General features: G+C 43.9%; 17 protein-coding genes. All 17 read right to left on the bottom strand.

From position 1 onward, the window contains the following. Window positions 1-40 precede the first annotated feature (40 nt). The 17 genes from IL356_RS20315 to IL356_RS14255 all read right to left on the bottom strand — a co-directional run bounded on the left by IL356_RS20315 (window position 41) and on the right by IL356_RS14255 (window position 18,132). Window positions 41-5,449, bottom strand: a complete 5,409-nt coding sequence (locus IL356_RS20315) for a PQQ-dependent sugar dehydrogenase (protein ID WP_121848247.1) — start codon at window positions 5,447-5,449, stop codon at window positions 41-43. Window positions 5,450-5,901: 452 nt separating this feature from the next. Beyond that, complete coding sequence (locus IL356_RS14330) at window positions 5,902-6,744, bottom strand: universal stress protein (protein WP_121848246.1); 843 nt, start codon at window positions 6,742-6,744, stop codon at window positions 5,902-5,904. A 275-nt stretch (window positions 6,745-7,019) separates the two neighbouring features. Beyond that, window positions 7,020-7,196 (bottom strand): hypothetical protein, encoded by a 177-nt coding sequence (locus IL356_RS14325; RefSeq protein WP_162987829.1) that lies wholly within the window; start codon window positions 7,194-7,196, stop codon window positions 7,020-7,022. A gap of 14 nt (window positions 7,197-7,210) precedes the next feature. Then, window positions 7,211-7,384: a hypothetical protein gene (locus IL356_RS14320; protein WP_162987828.1), complete on the bottom strand. Its 174-nt coding sequence runs from the start codon at window positions 7,382-7,384 to the stop codon at window positions 7,211-7,213. Between the two features lie 3 nt (window positions 7,385-7,387). Then, entirely contained in the window at window positions 7,388-8,386 is a 999-nt protein-coding gene (locus IL356_RS14315) for a sodium:calcium antiporter (protein WP_121848244.1), read from the bottom strand. Further along, window positions 8,383-9,294: a cation diffusion facilitator family transporter gene (locus IL356_RS14310; protein WP_081894367.1), complete on the bottom strand. Its 912-nt coding sequence runs from the start codon at window positions 9,292-9,294 to the stop codon at window positions 8,383-8,385. Before IL356_RS14310 ends, IL356_RS14315 begins: the two co-directional genes overlap by 4 nt. 36 nt (window positions 9,295-9,330) lie before the next feature. Next, on the bottom strand, window positions 9,331-10,131 hold the full coding sequence (locus IL356_RS14305) for a cation transporter (protein ID WP_121848243.1): 801 nt from the start codon (window positions 10,129-10,131) through the stop codon (window positions 9,331-9,333). 43 nt (window positions 10,132-10,174) lie between these two features. Further along, window positions 10,175-10,384 (bottom strand): hypothetical protein, encoded by a 210-nt coding sequence (locus IL356_RS14300; RefSeq protein WP_121848242.1) that lies wholly within the window; start codon window positions 10,382-10,384, stop codon window positions 10,175-10,177. Between the two features lie 18 nt (window positions 10,385-10,402). Next, the gene (gene lpdA / locus IL356_RS14295; RefSeq protein WP_121848241.1) at window positions 10,403-11,806 is read right to left on the bottom strand and encodes a dihydrolipoyl dehydrogenase; all 1,404 of its coding nucleotides are present in this window, start codon (window positions 11,804-11,806) and stop codon (window positions 10,403-10,405) included. A gap of 87 nt (window positions 11,807-11,893) precedes the next feature. Beyond that, window positions 11,894-12,328: a Fur family transcriptional regulator gene (locus IL356_RS14290; protein ID WP_121848240.1), complete on the bottom strand. Its 435-nt coding sequence runs from the start codon at window positions 12,326-12,328 to the stop codon at window positions 11,894-11,896. Between the two features lie 39 nt (window positions 12,329-12,367). Next, window positions 12,368-14,356 carry a heavy metal translocating P-type ATPase gene (locus IL356_RS14285; RefSeq protein ID WP_121848239.1) on the bottom strand — a complete coding sequence of 663 codons (1,989 nt, stop codon included), beginning with the start codon at window positions 14,354-14,356 and terminating at the stop codon, window positions 12,368-12,370. A gap of 26 nt (window positions 14,357-14,382) precedes the next feature. Further along, the gene (locus IL356_RS14280) at window positions 14,383-14,739 is read right to left on the bottom strand and encodes a SpoIIAA family protein (protein WP_121848238.1); all 357 of its coding nucleotides are present in this window, start codon (window positions 14,737-14,739) and stop codon (window positions 14,383-14,385) included. A gap of 92 nt (window positions 14,740-14,831) precedes the next feature. Further along, window positions 14,832-15,602 (bottom strand): AlbA family DNA-binding domain-containing protein, encoded by a 771-nt coding sequence (locus tag IL356_RS14275; protein ID WP_121848237.1) that lies wholly within the window; start codon window positions 15,600-15,602, stop codon window positions 14,832-14,834. A gap of 14 nt (window positions 15,603-15,616) precedes the next feature. Then, window positions 15,617-15,967, bottom strand: a complete 351-nt coding sequence (locus IL356_RS14270) for a SpoIIAA family protein (RefSeq protein ID WP_121848236.1) — start codon at window positions 15,965-15,967, stop codon at window positions 15,617-15,619. 33 nt (window positions 15,968-16,000) lie between these two features. Then, complete coding sequence (locus tag IL356_RS14265) at window positions 16,001-16,423, bottom strand: Fur family transcriptional regulator (protein ID WP_121848235.1); 423 nt, start codon at window positions 16,421-16,423, stop codon at window positions 16,001-16,003. A gap of 11 nt (window positions 16,424-16,434) precedes the next feature. Next, a complete protein-coding gene (locus tag IL356_RS14260) occupies window positions 16,435-16,773 on the bottom strand; it encodes a P-II family nitrogen regulator (RefSeq protein WP_121848234.1) in 339 nt (112 codons plus the stop codon). Window positions 16,774-16,887: 114 nt separating this feature from the next. Then, window positions 16,888-18,132: an efflux RND transporter periplasmic adaptor subunit gene (locus IL356_RS14255; RefSeq protein ID WP_121850653.1), complete on the bottom strand. Its 1,245-nt coding sequence runs from the start codon at window positions 18,130-18,132 to the stop codon at window positions 16,888-16,890. Window positions 18,133-18,137: the final 5 nt, after the last annotated feature.

The following is an 18,137-nucleotide window of genomic DNA, read 5'->3' as shown; positions in this document are numbered from 1 at the left end:
TTATCAGGGCTTTTTTGAATTGCTTATACAAGTTGTATATTTAATTATCAACTATTAGCTTAATCAATGTCGGCTTACCTTGATTCATTTCTACACCAAGGAAATAGACACCATCTCTTAATGTAGATGCGGGAATATCGTATGTACCGTCAGCGGATAGCACATCAGGTGCGTTGTAAACAGCTATATATCTTCCACCGACATCGTGCAAATAGATTTTTAAGACCACCATATCTGCTGGTGCATTGATGACTCTTATTTTGGCAACACCACCTTTTGAAGGATTTTCTGCCAAAATGACTTCCATTTTACCAGAGGTACCGTCGGTCACGGTAATGGACAAGGTGGCCGTGCTTGTACGGTTTCCCTCATCTGTGACAGTCAAGGTTACGGTATAAGTGTCAGCCTCATTATATGTGTAAATTGGATTCATTTCGGTGGAAGTCCCTCCATCTCCAAAATCCCATGCATAGGCCACAACCCCAACATCATCGCTAGAGTTACCACCCGTAAAAGTGACCTCTAGAGGTGCGACACCTGTTAAAGGAGCTGCTTCCGCGACTGCAACTGGAGGCATGTTTCCACCTTCAGAGCTGACCATAACAGTTACTTCATCAAAACCTGTTTCATTTTCATCATCTATGACAGTCAATCTAAACACATAACTACCTAAAACCAGATCACTAGCCGTCAGATCCGCAGTTGTTTCCCCGACCAAAGTGGCTGTAGTGGGACCGCTCACTTGTGTCCATTGATAGCCTGTAATCGAGCCACCATTGGGGTCGGTTCCTGAACCATTCAATGTGATACTATTGGAGGGAAGTACAACCGTCTGATCTTGACCGGCATCGGCAATAGGATCGTTGCTAACCGGTGGAGGCGTTGTATTTTCATATATTCTGGGTCCCATATGCTGTAACCAACCATTTGAAACCACATCAAGGTCACCATCATTGTCGATATCGGTAACCCTGGCACCATCGTGATGTTCTAAATTGAGTGACCCATCATCAATAATTTGTGTTTCCCAATCCCCTGTACTACAAAGGTCGTTCTCGAAAACAATCAATCTGCGGTCGGCCAACCACTCACCCACGACAATATCCTGATCTCCGTCAAAATCGAAATCAATGGCAAAAACGCTTAGACTTCCTGCAATATCGGTTGCAAGAATATTTCTTACCCAAGGCTGCGTTGGGTCCGCAGGTGCGGCAAACCAGGCAAATTCAGAGTTGTTCGGGTTGCTTCCCAATCCCAATTGGCCAACAACGGCATCCAAGTCACCATCCCTATCAAAATCGGCCAATTGTGCACGATCCGGAGTGGTAACGTAGGTAATTCCCGTGGAAAAAGTTTCCCAAGTACCCCCGCCATTATTCCTAAGCCAATTGACACCTTGAAAGAGATCCAGGTCACCATCTCCGTCTATATCACCGGCTTGAAGATCTTCTCCCGCAGAATCGGGGCTGATATCCACCAAACTCCACATACCTGTTGTCGGGTTCGCCGATGGAGTGAGCATTTGAACTGGTGATCCCGTAGATTCGGCACCATTCCAGTTAATGGCCATTTGATAACCGGCACCAAAATCGCCTCCGGCCAAACCCGCTAGAAATGGTTCACTATAATTGGTATTCCCAGCAGGTATATTCGTAAATACAGTGAAATTACCAGAACCATCGTTCTGAGCCCACAAAAGCTGGGCACTTTCATATTCGTTATCTGGGGCAATACCCAAGGCGGTGCCCAATAAATCAATATCTCCATCCCCGTCAAAGTCATGCACGTGGACCACATTTCCGAATGTTCCACCAATTGTACTTTTCTGCCAGTTACTGGAAGCCGATCCAGAATTTTTATACCACCAGCCACCAGTTACTATGTCCTTCAGTCCATCGCCATCCAAATCATCATCGGCAAAGGTATATACAGCAGTGTACGGGTTTTGATCTAGTTGATGAACTATCCAAGAGTCAGGAAAGTCAGTTTCATTACAGACCGATTGTTCTGTAACCGCAACCATCACTTCATCAAAAATACCTGTGGGCGAGTGATTGGCAAAGAAAAGTTCGACACGAATCGTATGACTGCCTATACTCAGATTGTCAAGTGGAATTGGGTCATGACTATAATAAGGTTCGACCATAACCCCATCTATATAGTAATGTATATGAGTGTCACCCTCTTGAATTGTCCAATTTTCCACCATGAATGCGACTTCGAATGGCTGATTGACACTCCATCCATTTTGGGGCGAGGTAATCATTATATCAGGTGTCGATGCAAAAGCATCTGGAGGTAATATTTCTATTGCGGACAATTTTGGATTTTCGTTGATCGATGTTAATGTGATACTCGCAAATCCATCAGTAATGGAAATATCGTCCAACTCCTTCTGGAGCGCTGTCGCAGGATCTACTTCTGCGGAGATGTCAAAATTGGTCAGTACGGGATTCCCTTCTATAGTCACGTTAAAAACACGTGTGCCGGGGCCACCAGGTACACTACCAATTCCAAAATACAGTTCGGCAAAATGTAAACGAATATCATATTCGCCAGATACGGGTACAGGAATTTCATATGAGAAGCTGCCGAAACGTTCTGTTTGATAAAGTTCGTCTTGCGTCGTACCATTTATGGGCATAGAGGCACTGAACAAGCTTCCACCTGTCGAATATTGATCCGCGATAAAAGTTTCGGCACCATATGTCAATTGGGGACCTCCCACGTTAATTCTAATAGAACTTATGATAGAAAATGAATAATCTTCTGTTACAATTGGTATACCAGAAATGTTTTGAACATCGTTAACGGTTAGATTGTAGGTCGTATCACCACTCAACGGAGAAACCGTTAAAAAAACGGTCAGTCCATCTGATTGCAAAACCGCGGAAGAAATGGCAATGCCATTGTCTATCACATAGTTTGAAACTTGATTCGCAGTAGCCGCGGTAACATACTCCGAAAATTGGACTTTGACCTGTGTAGAGCCCATTGCTTCAACAGAGGATATCTCAGGTGGAGAACTGTCGGTTGACACTCCATCTCCGATAAATTCCACATAATTCAGATTAAAGATATCTTGCGTGCCGCTAGTACTTTTAAATACAAAGAATAGATCATTTTTTCCGACAGGTGCCGAAAAGATAGATTCCACGGCCTGCCAATTGCCCAAGCCACCGGTTGAAGGTACCGTGGTGGTCGCCAAAAGAGTTCCTGTAGGGCTTCCCAACCTAAATTCTATGGTACCACCGGCAGTTGCTGCCGCCACCTTGTATTTAACAGCAGTCATGTTCAACAAATTGCGTTCTGAAAAAGAAATATACCCATTGTTGTCAACACTCAGGGCTTCGGATCCGCCCTCCAAAAAATCGGTATTTGTGATTATGGTGGTTCCATTTTGAGTGTCGAAGTACTCGGCTTCCTTGCGCTTTGGATGTAATAGGATTTGATCGAACGCCGTCAGCCCCCCCTGATCCGTGTAATTGGCATTCAAAACGTAGAAAATGTCCATCTCCCCCGTAATATCATGTCCGTCGTAGCCCAAATTAAAATTCTGGGTACAGCCTGTCATGGTTGCCAAATCATGAAAATGATTTAGGTGGCCAAGAGCAGGAACCACATTAACATCGTTGCAGTCAATTCCAGAACCGGTAGAACCGTCCTCGGTATCGGATACGATCAAATCTATCGATACATCATCTCCCCAACCGATGAATCCGCCGTCAGGAGGTAAATTATAAGAAAAAGTGGCGGCGGTATTGCCGGCATAGATAGTGATATTATTTACCCCAAATGCACCGCCTGGGTCGGTAACTGTCAATTTCACATTAAAGGTTCCTGCCGTATTGTATACATGGGTCGGGTTTTCGTCGTTGGAATCTGTATTTCCATCGCCATCAAAATCCCATTCATACGTTAAGGGTGTATCCCCATTCGGATCATTCGTTCCGGCACTGGAAAAATTAACCGTCAAGGGCAAAGGGCCACTATTCGGGTCAGCACTTATCATGACAGTCGGGGGTGCATTTGAAGTAATACCCGTATAATCAACCCTGATTAACTTACCAGTACCTGCATTTTGCGGGCAACAGCCAGCGCCGTAAGCCAAAATATACATCTTGCCGTCAGGGCCGAATTCCATGTCGATAAAACCGTCGCCAGACCCAGAGGGAAATACGGCCGGTGCGAACAAATCATTACTTATAATATTTCCTTGCGCATCCATTTCAACAGCCCAAATTTTACTGCTATTGAAGTCATAATAAAAGAAAATCTCATCGAACTCTACGGGAAATCTTTGGTCATCGGTCAGCGCACCATCATAATAATATCGAGGGCCGGCAAAATGACTTTTATGGAAAAATTCGAGCCAAGCCGGTTGGGCAGGAGGTAGAACAGTGGCCCCTGTATTCCATGTGGAAGTATTTTCAGGGGCAGCCGGGTCGTTGTAAAATGGTGACGGAGTACGATAGGCAACTTGATAGGCATCGTTGTCGACACCTGAAAAATATGGCCAGCCATAATTCCCCGATGCCTTTGTCAAGTTCATCTCGTCCAACCCTTCCGGGCCTAGAGCACTGGCGGCATTTGCGTCCGGGCCAACTTCTCCCCAAAACAGCCAATCCGTATTTTCTTTGTCGACAAAAATTCGATAAGGGTTTCTAGCACCCATAACATAGATTTCGGGTAGGGTATTCGGAGTACCAGCTGGAAACAGATTGCCTGCAGGTATGGTATAAGAACCATCGTTTTGGGGAGTTATCCGAAGGATTTTACCCCGCATATCGTTGGTATTGCTCGAGCTTTTCTCGGTAGTGGCAGAAATACTCGTCTCATTATGGGAGGCGTAGGCATCGCTGTAGTACGAATTGTCGCCTACTGCGATGTACAGGTTACCTTGCGAGTCAAAGGCCATATCCCCACCTGAATGGTAACTGATAATCCGTTGAGTACCCCACTCCAACATTACAATCTCGGAAGACATGTCCAGAACATCACCGTTCATGGTAAATCGGGATACCCTATTGGTCGACTGACCGAGCACAGCATAATGTAGATAAATGTAATTATTTGTGATAAAATCCGGGTCGAAAGCAATACCCAACAAACCTTCTTCGAACTCATGAAAGACCGGTACCGTTCCCGCTGAAACAGAGGTCTGGGTATCCGTTTTGTAAATTATTACTTCGCCGTACCGATCAAGGATAAAAATGCGCCCGTCCGGTGCGAATTGCATGGTTGTGGCATTGGCTAATCCTGTCAGCAACGGTACTTGTTGGAAATCGTCAGGCAATTGCCCTTTAACTGAAATGGAGCTTAATAAGGCAAGTGCCAATATCAGACCACCTACAATTTTGTTCGAAATGGAGCAAAATTTAGAATAATGGAGATGAAATATTGAAAAGAAAGCTGAGTTGCAAGCGCGAATAGTGTAGATTTTTTTCATAATCAATAATAGTTATTGCAATTTTATTAAAAGGCACTAATTGCAGGGGAAGTGGCATCAACTTACAAAGGTAACTTAATAACAACTTTAGGCCGAAATACCCCACTGATTTTCGTTAAAATCAAGTGTTTTTCGATAAATTACTAACATTCTCTTTATGATGTACTTAAAGTAAAAGGGTCTTTCCACTTTTGGTATCCTAGTATTAAAAACACTCCTTTTCAATTTATAGAAAATGACGGATTCAATATTGAAAATATATATAATTTTCTTTAGCTCCACTTCATCTTCTGCAATCGAACTGCATTGAATATCGCCAATAACGCCACACCAACATCAGCAAAAACGGCCTCCCACATCGTTGCCAAACCGCCTGCGCCGAGAATAAGAACGATAATTTCGCATAGTAAGCTATACCTAATATTTATTGGAGCATCTCATAGGTAGAAAGGCTACTTAACTATCAGCAATGGGGCCTTGGAGGCATACAACATTTTTTTTCTTAGCCCCTTTTTGAAAAGTGCCTCAAAAAATCCGTGTTCCCTGTAAAGCAAAACCAATAGGTCTATTGGGGTTTCAGTCAAAAATTTATCGATACCCTCTTCGGGTTTGTCTTCCTCGATAACTGTAAAGAACCATTGCTTAGGTACAAGAAGTTTGCCAAATCTTTCACGAATAAATGCTTTCTCCGGAACCCTTTCCTGTTCGTCCGCTATATGTACAAAGTGCAACTGTGCATTATAGTTTTCCAATAATCTGGACAATATTTCAAAATCTATTCTATTATCCGTACTATCCGTATCCACTGCGACCCCGATACGCTTATATGCAGTATAGCTGGCATCTTCAGGTACGGCCAGTACTGGACAAGATGCCTTTTGTGTCACCTTTTCGGTGACGGTTCCAATAAAAATTTCATCAAATCCTGAAGACGTGCCCTTGGTACCCATAACGACAAGTCTGGTATTCATTTCCTTAGCCAGGCCAGAAATCACATCGACCGTTGCCCCGAAACCGACCATTGCTTGAAATTCCAACTTGTCCAGTTCAGGAAAGCCTCTTAGAAACTTATCCAATTTTTCTTTATTGATTTTCTCCTCGGATGCCGTGGTATCTGCTACATTGTGTGCCATAGTTGCCATACCGATAGGCGTACCGGATGGATATGCCACTGAATAGGCGTGGACAAAAACCAGTTTTGATTTCAATTTTTGTGCTAGCCCAATTGCGTAGCTCACCGCATTTTTTGAAACCTGTGTAAAATCTACAGGTATTAAAATTCCGTCATCTTTCATATCATTTTGTTTTTATTGATTTGACTCCATTAATCTTTCTTTTTAGGTTTAATTATTCAATTGAAAAGTAGGTAAAAACCATATAGAATTGCATCTAGAAAGGCAATTGTCAGCACCGCAAGGAACATTGCCACAAAAACCAACAGGCAATACCCTTTCTCCTTTCTGGTTCTTACTTTCCTGTTTATTGAATTCTCCTTTTTTTCCTCTAGTCTCCGCTTTCTCCTTTCCCGTGACATATTATACTGTGCTTTACTAAAATCAACGCACCAATGCTATCCCCTAAGGTCATAAAACCATTCTTCTGCACGTTTGATTCCCTCCGTAATGGCCTTCTCACGAGAATACCCATTCTCCTTTACCAATTCTTGTGCAATTTTGAGGGCCTTCTTCCGAACTGACGGCTGTAGGCCATCAAGTTTTGTTTTGAAATCTTCAAATGTCCAGTCCATATTGTATACTTTTTTTAGAGCTTTCGCCCTTCCATCTCTGCTTTTACAATGCCGCGTTCAAGGTCTTCCTCCTTGGAGCATTGGTTTGTCGTATAGTATTCTTTAGCATACTTTACGGCCAATTTGTGGATGTTTTCATCCAGCATATTGAGCCTCATCGAGCAATCTTTAAAAAGTTCGTCTTTCATCTATCAAAAAAGTTTCAACACGTAAAAAACCATGACCAGTAAATAAACTATATATGCCGCATCAAATACAAAAATCTGCCAACGAGAGAAACCGTGCAGTTCCTTGCTTTGGTGCACAAATAGTGTGTAAAGCAGCGGCATAAGCCCGACAAAGGCCATGTTGACCCAGAACAGTTCAAAGTCCTCAATGGGGGTGGTTACCAAAGCCAGCGGAAAAAATGCCACCGTCATCGTTACGGCATTGTCTGCAATAACACTGGTGGTGCCCGCTGTCACCTCGCCCCCTTTTACCACGCTCCAGGTCTTGAATATTTCCGGTGCCGTGGTCATTATGCCCGTGATGAAAAGGCCTCCCACGATTTCAGAAATATTTAGGGCAGAAACAATATTTTCGGTCGCCTTCACTATGAAAAAAGCGCCAACTGCTATCGCAAAGGCCCCGGCAATCGATAACCAGACCTGTTTTTTGTTCCATTCTACTTTTTTGCCCTTTTCCTTGCCTTTTATGATTGCGTGGGTCAAGAACGCAGCATAGGCCGCCAGCATAATCCACCCGTCCACAGGTTGCAGGCCACGCCAGGGCTTTGGCAGAGTTAAAATGGCCACAAGGGCGATAATGCCCAGATAAGGAAGGGACAGTACGGAAACCGAACGTTTGTTCAACGCCAGAATGTTTTTATCAAGATGTTCTTGATGTTCCTTGTTGTTCTTGAATTGTTTCCTGGAAGCAAAATAAGCTATGGTCACCATCAAGGGAATGGAAATAATATTGGAACCCAATAAGTTGCCCAGGCCAATATCGGAAACGTCCCGTGCCGCACTGGTTATATTGATGGCAACTTCAGGACTGGCCGTTACAAGGGCAAGAAAAGCGGCTCCAGCGGATGCGGTAAGCCCCCATTGCTTGCGGAGCAACTTTAAAGGAGTCAACAATCGATCCGCACCCCAGTGTGCTGCCCAGGCCGCTAGGCCCAAAACGAGTACCCATGGCCATATGTTCATAATTCTGTCATTTTAACATTTCTCTCTTTGCTAGGTTCGATATGGATGTGCACGTCAAGTATCTCGGAATATGACCTGAACAATCTCTCCTTTACTTTGTGTGCAATATCATGGCCCTCGGTCACAGTTAATTCCCCATCGATCCAAATATGCATATCGATATGAAAGGCCGTTCCCATCTTTCGGGAATGGCAGCGCTCTACCCTTACCACTTCAGGAACGGCTTCGGCCAGTCGGATAACCTCATTTCGAAATTCGGGCTCAACAGCTTCGTCCAGCAACTCCCTTACCGATGACCTAGCTATTTTATAGGCATTGAACAGAATAATGCCCGCTGCAATGAGTGCCGCGAAATCATCCGCTATCTCAAACCCTTCGCCACCGATCAATGCTATGGAAATCCCTATAAAAGCGGCTATCGACGTAATGGCATCACTCCTATGGTGAAATGCATCGGCCTTGACGGCCGAACTATTGATTTCATCACCTGTTTTCATGACATAGCGATACAACGCCTCTTTCGTGAGGACAACAAATACCAGTATGAAGAGTGTGAAGGGTGCAGGAGTTTTGTGGGGTACCAGAATATGGTCGATGCTGTCCCTTATGATTATACCACCTGCAATGGTTAGGGCTATGGCAATACCCACCGCCACCAGGGCCTCTATCTTACCGTGTCCGTAGGGATGGTTTTCATCCGGTGGCCTTGACGACCATCTCAACCCGGCCCATAATAGTGCGGATGTCAGCACATCCGCCCCGGATTCGATCGCATCGGCAATAAGGGCATAAGAATGCCCGAACACCCCGCCCAAACCTTTGATCAATGCCAATAATGCACTGATCAAAATACCTACGAGGGTAGTTTTGAGTCCTATTCGGGATATGGCATTTGGATTCCTTTCCAAAATCTTTCTTTTGCTATTTCTTTTCTTCCCAATACGTTATTTGGACAATTTTAAAATTCTAATGGCTCCTCGCATCACAAAGGCAAATACAATACCGCCTATGACCAAATCGGGCCATTTACTGTCTAAAAAATAAACCAGCACCCCTGCCAGTATTACCCCGCCGTTCACAATAATGTCGTTTGAGGTAAAGATGGCACTTGCCTGCATATGCGCTTCCTTGCTTTTGGCCTTGTTTATCAACCATAGGGAAACGAGGTTGCCGATAAGGGCGAAAATGGAAACGATAATCATCCATTGGAACAAAGGGGTTTCGCTACTGCTCAAAAACCTTCTCACGACTTCCGAAAATCCCAGCAGGGCCAAGGCCATTTGAAAATAGCCACTGAACTTCGCCACTTTCTTTTTTCTGGAAATAGCGCCGCCTACGGCAAAAAGGCTCAATGCGTACACAATGGAATCGGCCAGCATATCTAGTGAATCCGCAATAAGGCCCATCGAGGAAGAAATCCATCCCGTGGTCATTTCGATAACGAAAAACCCAAAATTGATGTACAAGACCCACCAGAGTATCTTCTTTTGTTTGGTCTCGTCTTCGGCAATAGGTGTTTCCGCCTTTTCTGTTCCCAAGAGTTTTTCCCCCAGCTTTAATGCACCCAATGCCACATTTATTTCTTGGGCATTCCCCTGATGGTACACATCTAATTTTCTTTTCGGAATGTCAAAGTCCAGATATTTGATTTGAGGATTTGACTCCAGTTTCATCCTTATCATCTGTTCTTCGGAAGGGCAATCCATTTGACTTACCTTAAAAGTGCTTTTGTTTATAGTGGACATTTAAATAATCTGTATTAAATTCTAAGTTTGGTGTTTTAAATCTTTACTTATTATGGTATTCCATATATTTTTCCAAAATCGATTTTAAGCTCTCCAAATAATCAGCGAACGATTTATAAGTCAGTTTTGCTTCATCATCTATGGGAATAGTTATGGGATTCTCATCCAAATAGCGATAGAGTTCGGGATATTCGTGTTCAATCCTTACTGTCAATTCGTTGATTTCTTGGGTTAGTTTTTGAATTTTCCTCATCTTCGTTTTTTTATATTTTTATATATGCAACGCCCTGTCTTCGGTAGCGGCCAAGCAGGCTTCCTTAAAGGTTTCTGAAAATGTGGGGTGTCCGTGGGACATTCTGGCAATATCTTCTGCCGCTGCCCTGAATTCCATCGCCACGACAGCTTCCGTATAACTATCGGCTATGCGCGGACCTATCATATGCACGCCCAAAATCTCATCGGTTTCCTTGTCTGCAATCACTTTTATAAAGCCGTCAGTGTCCATACTTATCTTGGCCCGTGCATTGGCCTTAAAGGGAAACGAGCCCGTTTTTATTGCTCTTCCTGCTTCTTTAAGTTCCTCTTCGGTACGTCCTACACCGGCCACTTCGGGCTGTGTATAGACAATGTTTGGTATGAGGGAATAATTGATATGCGGCTTTTGTCCCGCAATGCGTTCGGCCGCAAAAACACCTTCTTCACTGGCCTTATGGGCGAGCATCGCCCCACGGACTACATCTCCAATGGCATAGACCCCTTTTACATTGGTCTCCAGGTTATCATCTACTTTTATTTGTCCTTTTTCGTTGGTTTCCACTCCCACGTTTTCAAGGCCAAGACCTGATGTAAAAGGTTTTCTCCCAATGGCCATCAGGCAATAGTCTCCTTCCAACTGCATTTCCTTGTCGTCTTTCCTGTTCTGTGCCGTAAGGGTTACTTTATCATCTGCTGCCAAAGCTTTTGTGACCTTGTGTTCCAGATAGAACTCGATATCTTGTTTTCTTAGGGACCTGTACAATTGATGCCCTACGGATTTGTCCATTGTATAAATAAGCCCATCAAAATACTCTACGATGGAAACCTTTGAACCTAACCTGGCGAAAACCGAACCTATCTCGACCCCAATGACACCACCTCCAACGACCATCAAGTGTTTGGGGATTTCTTTAAGGGCAAGGGCTTCCGTAGAGGAAATAATCCTTTTTTTATCTATTTCTATGTTGGGCAAGGATGCAGGTTTTGACCCGGTGGCGATGACCATTTTATCGGTTTCTATGGTTTGTGTTTTGTCCTCGCCCTTAATTTCAATGGTGTTTTTGTCCTTGATGTTTCCGTGGCCTTCATAAACGGTAACCTTGTTCTTTTTCATCAGGTAGGCTACCCCGTTGATGATTTCCCCCACGACGTCTTGAACCCTTTGGTTCATTTTTACAATATCTACATTCGCCTCCTTGACATCAATGCCGAAATCCTCGAATTGGTGTTTGAGCTTGTGGTAATGTTCCGATGCTTCCAGCCAGGCTTTTGAAGGGATACAGCCCACGTTAAGGCAAGTGCCGCCAAGGGTACTGTACTTTTCGATTATGGCCACTTTAAAGCCCAGTTGTGCAGCACGTATGGCACACACGTAGCCACCTGGACCGGAACCAATAATTGTTATATCATATTTTTCCATAATTGTATTTTTTTGGTTAAATAAGGTGGAAGAACCTTGAACTTGACTCTTGGGCGCAAGGGTTCAAAGTTCTGGAACTCCCACCTGTTATTTTTCCTTACATTTCACGCATATCCCTTTTAATACCAAGTTGACATCGTTTATTTTATAATCATCTGGCAAACTTTCTTCTGGTATTTTATTTGGCAAACAGATTGTTTTCTTACATTCGGTACAATGAAAGTGCAGATGTAAATCTGAACCATACTTACCTTTAACGTTTTCATTAGAAATCGCAAATTTTGCCACTCCGGTTCCATCATTTATCTGATGAATAAGTCCTTTATTCTCAAAAATCTTAAGGTTGCGATAAAAGGTCGTTCTGTTTGCTGTCTTATTGGTTTCGCTCTTTTCGGCAAAGACCTTTTTTAAATCGGAAAAGGACACGGCACTTTGCTTCCTTCTCAGATACCTGTATATCTTGGACCTCATTTGAGTAGGGCGAATACCGTGACTTGACAATATTTTTTCCGTTTTGTTCATTTTTTAATCTTGATTCAAAGGCAATCTCCTTTATTGAATTTATTTTTTGTAGGCGAGCAAACGCAATGCATTGACCACCACTACCAACGTAGAGCCCTCGTGAATGGCCACGGCTATCCCTATACTTGCCCAACTCATAATTGTCGCAGGAATTAAAAGGGCAACAACCCCCAAGCTAACCCATAAGTTTTGCTTGATTATCGCCTTCGCTTTTCTGCTCAAACCGATGGCAAAAGGCAAGGTTTCCAGTTTGTCTGCCATTAGTGCTATATCTGCGGTTTCTAAAGCCACGTCGCTTCCCGCCGCACCCATTGCAATACCAACGGTACTGTTTGCCATAGCAGGGGCGTCATTGACCCCATCACCTATCATTGCCAGTTTATTTTCCTGTTCCGCAAGTTTTTTGATGGCCTCCACTTTTTCTTCGGGAAGCAGGCTTCCGCGTGCTTCGGTCAACCCAATTTCCTCGGCTACAGCGTCGGCCACTTTCTGGTTGTCTCCGGTAAGCATTATCATTTTCTTGATGCCTATTTCCTTTAGTTGGGCAAGGGTCTCCTTGGCTTTTTCCCGTGGGGTGTCCATCAGCCCGAGCATCCCTATAAATTCATCGCCCCTTTTTATTAGCATCGTGGTCTTTCCTTCCCCTTCAAGAGTTCTTACCTTTTCTGATACATCGCTGGGAACGCCCTTATCAATACCCTCAAAAAGCTCAAGATTGCCTATGTAAATGGAATCCCCTTGATAGTTTGCCTTTATGCCCTTGCCTTGTACGGCCTCCAAATCATCGGCATCGGGAATTTTGGCGTCCTTCCCAAGCCGTTCCATTCCGTCACGTACAACAGCCTTTGCCAGGGGATGGTCGCTCAGTTCCTCAACCGCAATAGCAATTTCCAACAGTTCATTTTTATCTATGTTGCCAAAACTTTCGACATCGGTAAGTTTTGGTTTTCCTTCGGTAAGTGTTCCCGTTTTGTCAAAAGCGAGAGCGGTAAGTACCCCTAAGTCTTCCAAGGGGCGACCGCCTTTTATCAAAACCCCGCCTCGTGCTGCTCTTGCCACACCACTCAATACAGCAGATGGCGTAGATATAGCCAAGGCACAAGGACTGGCTGCCACAAGTACCGCCAGGGAACGGTACAGGCTTTCATTCCACGTTTCATCAATGACCAGGAAAGCAGAATTCAATAGTATGACCAATAAGATTACCGATGGCACGTAGTACCGCTCAAACTTGTCGGTCAATAATTGTGTGGGCGATTTTTGGTCCTGGGCCTCTTGAACCATAGTGACCAAGCGGTTGAGGGTAGAATCTTTTGCCTCTTTAATCACCTTTATTTCGAGGGTGTTGTTGCCATTGATGGTTCCTGAAAAAACACGGTTCTCGTCGGGAATATCGCTTTTTGCTGTATATTCCTTATCGGGATTTTCTATTGGTGTTTTGTCCACAGGAACGCTTTCCCCAGTAATGGGTGACTGGTCTATACTACTATTGCCCTTTACAATAACACCATCAGCAGATATTTTACTGTTTGGGCGTACCACGATGATATCACCTATCTGTAACTCTTCAATACCTACTTCAACAGTATCGCCATCCTTCTTTAATAGTGCGGTTTTAGGCGCTAGGTCTGTTAACGCTGCAATGGATTTCTTGGCCTTGCCCATCGCATAGTTTTCAAGTGCGTGACCCAGACTGAAAAGGAAGAGCAACAAGGCACCTTCTGCCCATTCACCCAAATAGGCGGCTCCTGCAGCTGCGACCAGCATCAGGAAATCGATTTCAAATTCGCCTTTGGACACTTTGGTAATGGCCTCCTTTAGGGTAAAATAACCTCCAAAAAAGTAGGCTGCAATATAGAGCCCAAAAGGGATGTTAGCTGAAACCCCTGAATACTTTTCCAACAGGAAACCTGTTATTAGTGTGACCCCACTTAAAATTGCAAAATAGAGCTCCGTGTTTTTGCCGAAAATGCCACCGTGGTCGTGATTGTGGCCATCGCCTTTGCTGTGTTTTTCCTTGTCTTTCATATTATTAATGGTTTTGTTATCGTTAATTAAGATTTAATCCACTTTTGGGCTTGTGATTTCTCGGAAATATCAAAAAATTTAACTTCAGACTTTATGAAAAAATCAGTTGCCTTCGCGGCCCATTCCTGCCATTTTTTGTTGCCCACAAAGGCCATCTTGCCATAATCTCCCAAGTGAGCCGAATCAATCTTTAGGTCTTCCCAAAAGCCTTTAAGGGTATAGCCTTCAAAATCTTTCATTTCAAAATAGAAATCCACTCTATGCCCTTTTTCTATGATGTTGTGGATAAGCGGATGCATCTTTTCCATATCCTTTTCTGTAAGTCTTCCACTGATTTTAGCGGCAATTAGGTGTTCCTGTTCCAAGTTTATTATCTGTACCATATTTGTATATTTTTTTAAATCAATCTAATTAAAACAATTGTGCAACGGAAGTGCAAATAATCCTTCCTGCATGGCCCAATAACCTCCCGTTTTTAGTTGTACTGTGCCTTTTCCTTACCTATATACACCAGGGCTTCGGGCAAATCGAGTTCGCGTGTGGCATTGCCCGTGCGTATATAAAACCGTGACCGTCCCTCAAGGGTCACATATACCGGCATTTGGGCTGGTAAAATCTCGATACAGCACACTTGCTTTAGACCAAACCCAAAAAATGCTACGTTCACTAGCGTACAAAGATGGGTTCCCAGTTTTAGAGCGATCAATTGCATCAAATACTGCTCAAAGCCATCGCTGTCCGGCTTTTTAAGCGTATCGAAATCCTGTTGCAGGCCCAGAATGGTTCCCCCGTCATCAACACCTATGAGCAACTTGCCCCCCTCGGTATTCATAAACCCGGCAATGGTTTTTGATATGATAAACTCAAGTTGTTTGTTGACCTTGCCCTGCTGCACGTCCCATCGCAAGCTTGACTTGAATTCCACCCGGCTGCTCTCTCCCTTGTTTATGAGTTCGAGAACGGTTTGCCTGTCCATCCGTTGCCTGTTCAGTTGAAAAATCTTTTTTCTGAGGAAGAACATCAGGGCAAGGCTGCTTCCCATTGTCCCGAACAACAGGTTTCCAAGAATTTGGTCAACATCGGCAACGTTCCATGCGGTTTTGAAGGCCTCGCCAAAATAGCTTGGCCAGTGACCGGAATCGCCCGACCGGTCAAAGAGAAAAAGGGATAGGCCCAAGGGTTGCAGTATAAAGACCCCAAAGGCAAAACCTGCCAAAAGCCATATCCCTATTTTACCTCTTTGCATCGATAGGGGTGTTATTATCGTTCGAGCCAGTTGTTGGCCATATCTCCATCTTCCGGCCCGAAAAATTTTATATGAGCCTCGCTAAATGGCAATAACGATTCGGTAAACCGTTCTTGCCATATTTTATCGCCTACCAAGGCTATTTTCTTAAACCGTGCCTCTTCGGAAAATGAAAAATCTAACCTCTCAACGCTACTTTTCCATACCCTTTTTTCGGGAAGGCCCATTTCCATATACCAAGCGGCTTGTTCATTTTCTTTTAAATGTTCGTTAAGAGCTTTGATCAGGGTTGCCCTATCATCGGTATCCAGCTCTTTATCTGCGATGGTATATATGATTCGGTCTTTTTTATAGATTGCTATCATCGTTGTATTCTTTTAATGTTCCGCGCCTGAAGGCTAATCCAAATTGTCACTGCATTTATTGCATATACCCTTTACGACCAGATTGATATCCTCTGCCATATATCCTTGGGGCAGATTGACCTGTGGAATTTTACGGTCGGTCAAACAAACGGTCTCGTTGCACCGGGTGCAATGAAAATGCAGGTGCAGGTCGTTGCCCACCTCACATTCACAATTCTCTTCGCAAAGGGCGTATTTTATAACTCCTGTACCATCCTCAATTTGGTGTACGATGGCGTTTTCTTCAAAGGTTTTCATCGTCCGGAAAAGGGTGCTCCGTTCCGATTTCTCGAAAAAATTCTCCAGCTCTCCCAAACTGATGGCTACCTCGCTTTCCAGCAGCTTTTTATAGGTTAACAGTCGCATCGGCGTGGGCCGTATTCCCTTGCTCTCCAGTTTTTTGACAATTCTTTCCATTTTAAAAGGGGTTAAAGGTCATAGCGTTTTAAGGATTCGCCTGTTTTGATCTGGAAGGCATCCTCAATATTAGATAGATAAATAATCCCATCGCCCGGGTCGGGCGTTTTTCCGTTTTCCGTAATAATTTCGATTGCCATTTGTGCTTCCTCATTTTGGCACACCAGCTCCACTTTTACCACCGGGCTATCGGATACGTGAAAATCCAATGAGGGTTTCGCGCCTTTTGCCTTGAACGCCCCGGTACCCTCCGCTTGTGAAAGCGTCATACTTTTAAAACCATTGTCGCTAAGGGCTTCGATGACCCTTTGGATGCGGTTTGGTTTTACAAATGCTTTTATTTCTTTCATTATGATACTATTTAGATTTTTAATCGATTGTGAACCGGGCCTGCTTTCTGATTTTCAACTAACTAATTAAGACGATAACAAACCCGGAATCAAAACCTTTATCTATATTGTTGTTTAATGTCCGTGCTCCAGTTCGCCCTTGACCATTTCCGAAGAAAGGGTGTAGGCCCCGTTTGTTACTATTTTGACATTTTCGGGCGTTCCTGCAGGCAGGTTTACTTCTACAAAACCCAAGTCGTTGACCCCTGTACTCACGGGAATGCGTTTATATTTCATTTTATTTTCTTCTGGTGCCCCATCCTCATCCACGATAAAAACATAGGACTGTTCGCCTTCTTTGACAATGGCTTCCTCGGGTACTGCAAAGCCCGATTTCTCTCCCTGCACGATTCTTCCTTCTGCATACATTCCTGGTAAGAGGTCGCCATTTTTGTTATCGATATCCGCGTGGACGTGCAGGGCTTTTGGATCTTCCTCAAAGGTTTTACCTATCGAGTGCACTTCTGCAGTTAACAGTTCATCCGGTTTCGAGGCAACGGTAAAATGGATTTTTTGACCTACCTGAACCTTTGGGATATCCTTTTCATACACTTTAAGGTCCAAATGGAGTTCTGAATTATCGCTAACCGTAAACATTTTTGATTGTGGGGCCACATAATCCCCCAGGCTTACCATTACTTCATCCACAAAACCGGATATAGGTGTCGATATGGGTATGGCCGAGTAGATCTGTCCTTCTTCCACCTTGGAAGGATCGATACCGAGCAAGCGCAATTTTGATTTTAGGCCGTTGACACTTGAGGTAGTGGAACGGAACTTTGACTGTGCCATCTGAAATTCCTTCCCGGAAGAAACGCCTTTGTCGTACAAGGTCTGCTTTCGCTCAAAATCCTGTTTAAGGAAAACGAGTTCATCGTTTTTTTCTTGGTACTCCTGTTGCATACTGATAATATCGGGATGTTCCAAATAGGCCAAAACCTCTCCTTTTCGCACTTCATCTCCTTCGATTACTTTGATGGAACGTACATTTCCGCCTACGAAAGGACTAATATTGGCCCTGTCCTGAGGATATAGCTCAAGCCTTCCGGTTACCTTGATATTGTTACCGAGGTTTCTTTTTTCCAAGGTTCTGGTCTCCAGGTCAATGGTCTCTATTTGTTGTGTAGAAAGTACTACAACACCTTCTTCTCCTTCTTCCCCGTGGCCGCCTTCCTCTTCGCCGTGGGCTTCTTCCCCACCTGCTTCGGTTTTTGATACACCTTCAGCTTCATTATGCCCAAGTTCAGATTTTGGGGCATCGTTACAACTCATGAACATAAGTGTAAATAATACGGTGCTTATTAAGATTATATTCTTCATTTTTC

This window comes from Euzebyella marina (assembly GCF_014855515.1).
Lineage (GTDB): Bacteria > Bacteroidota > Bacteroidia > Flavobacteriales > Flavobacteriaceae > Euzebyella > Euzebyella marina.
The sequence above is the reverse complement of the archived record's forward strand: the minus strand, read 5'-3'. Positions and strand labels throughout refer to the sequence as shown.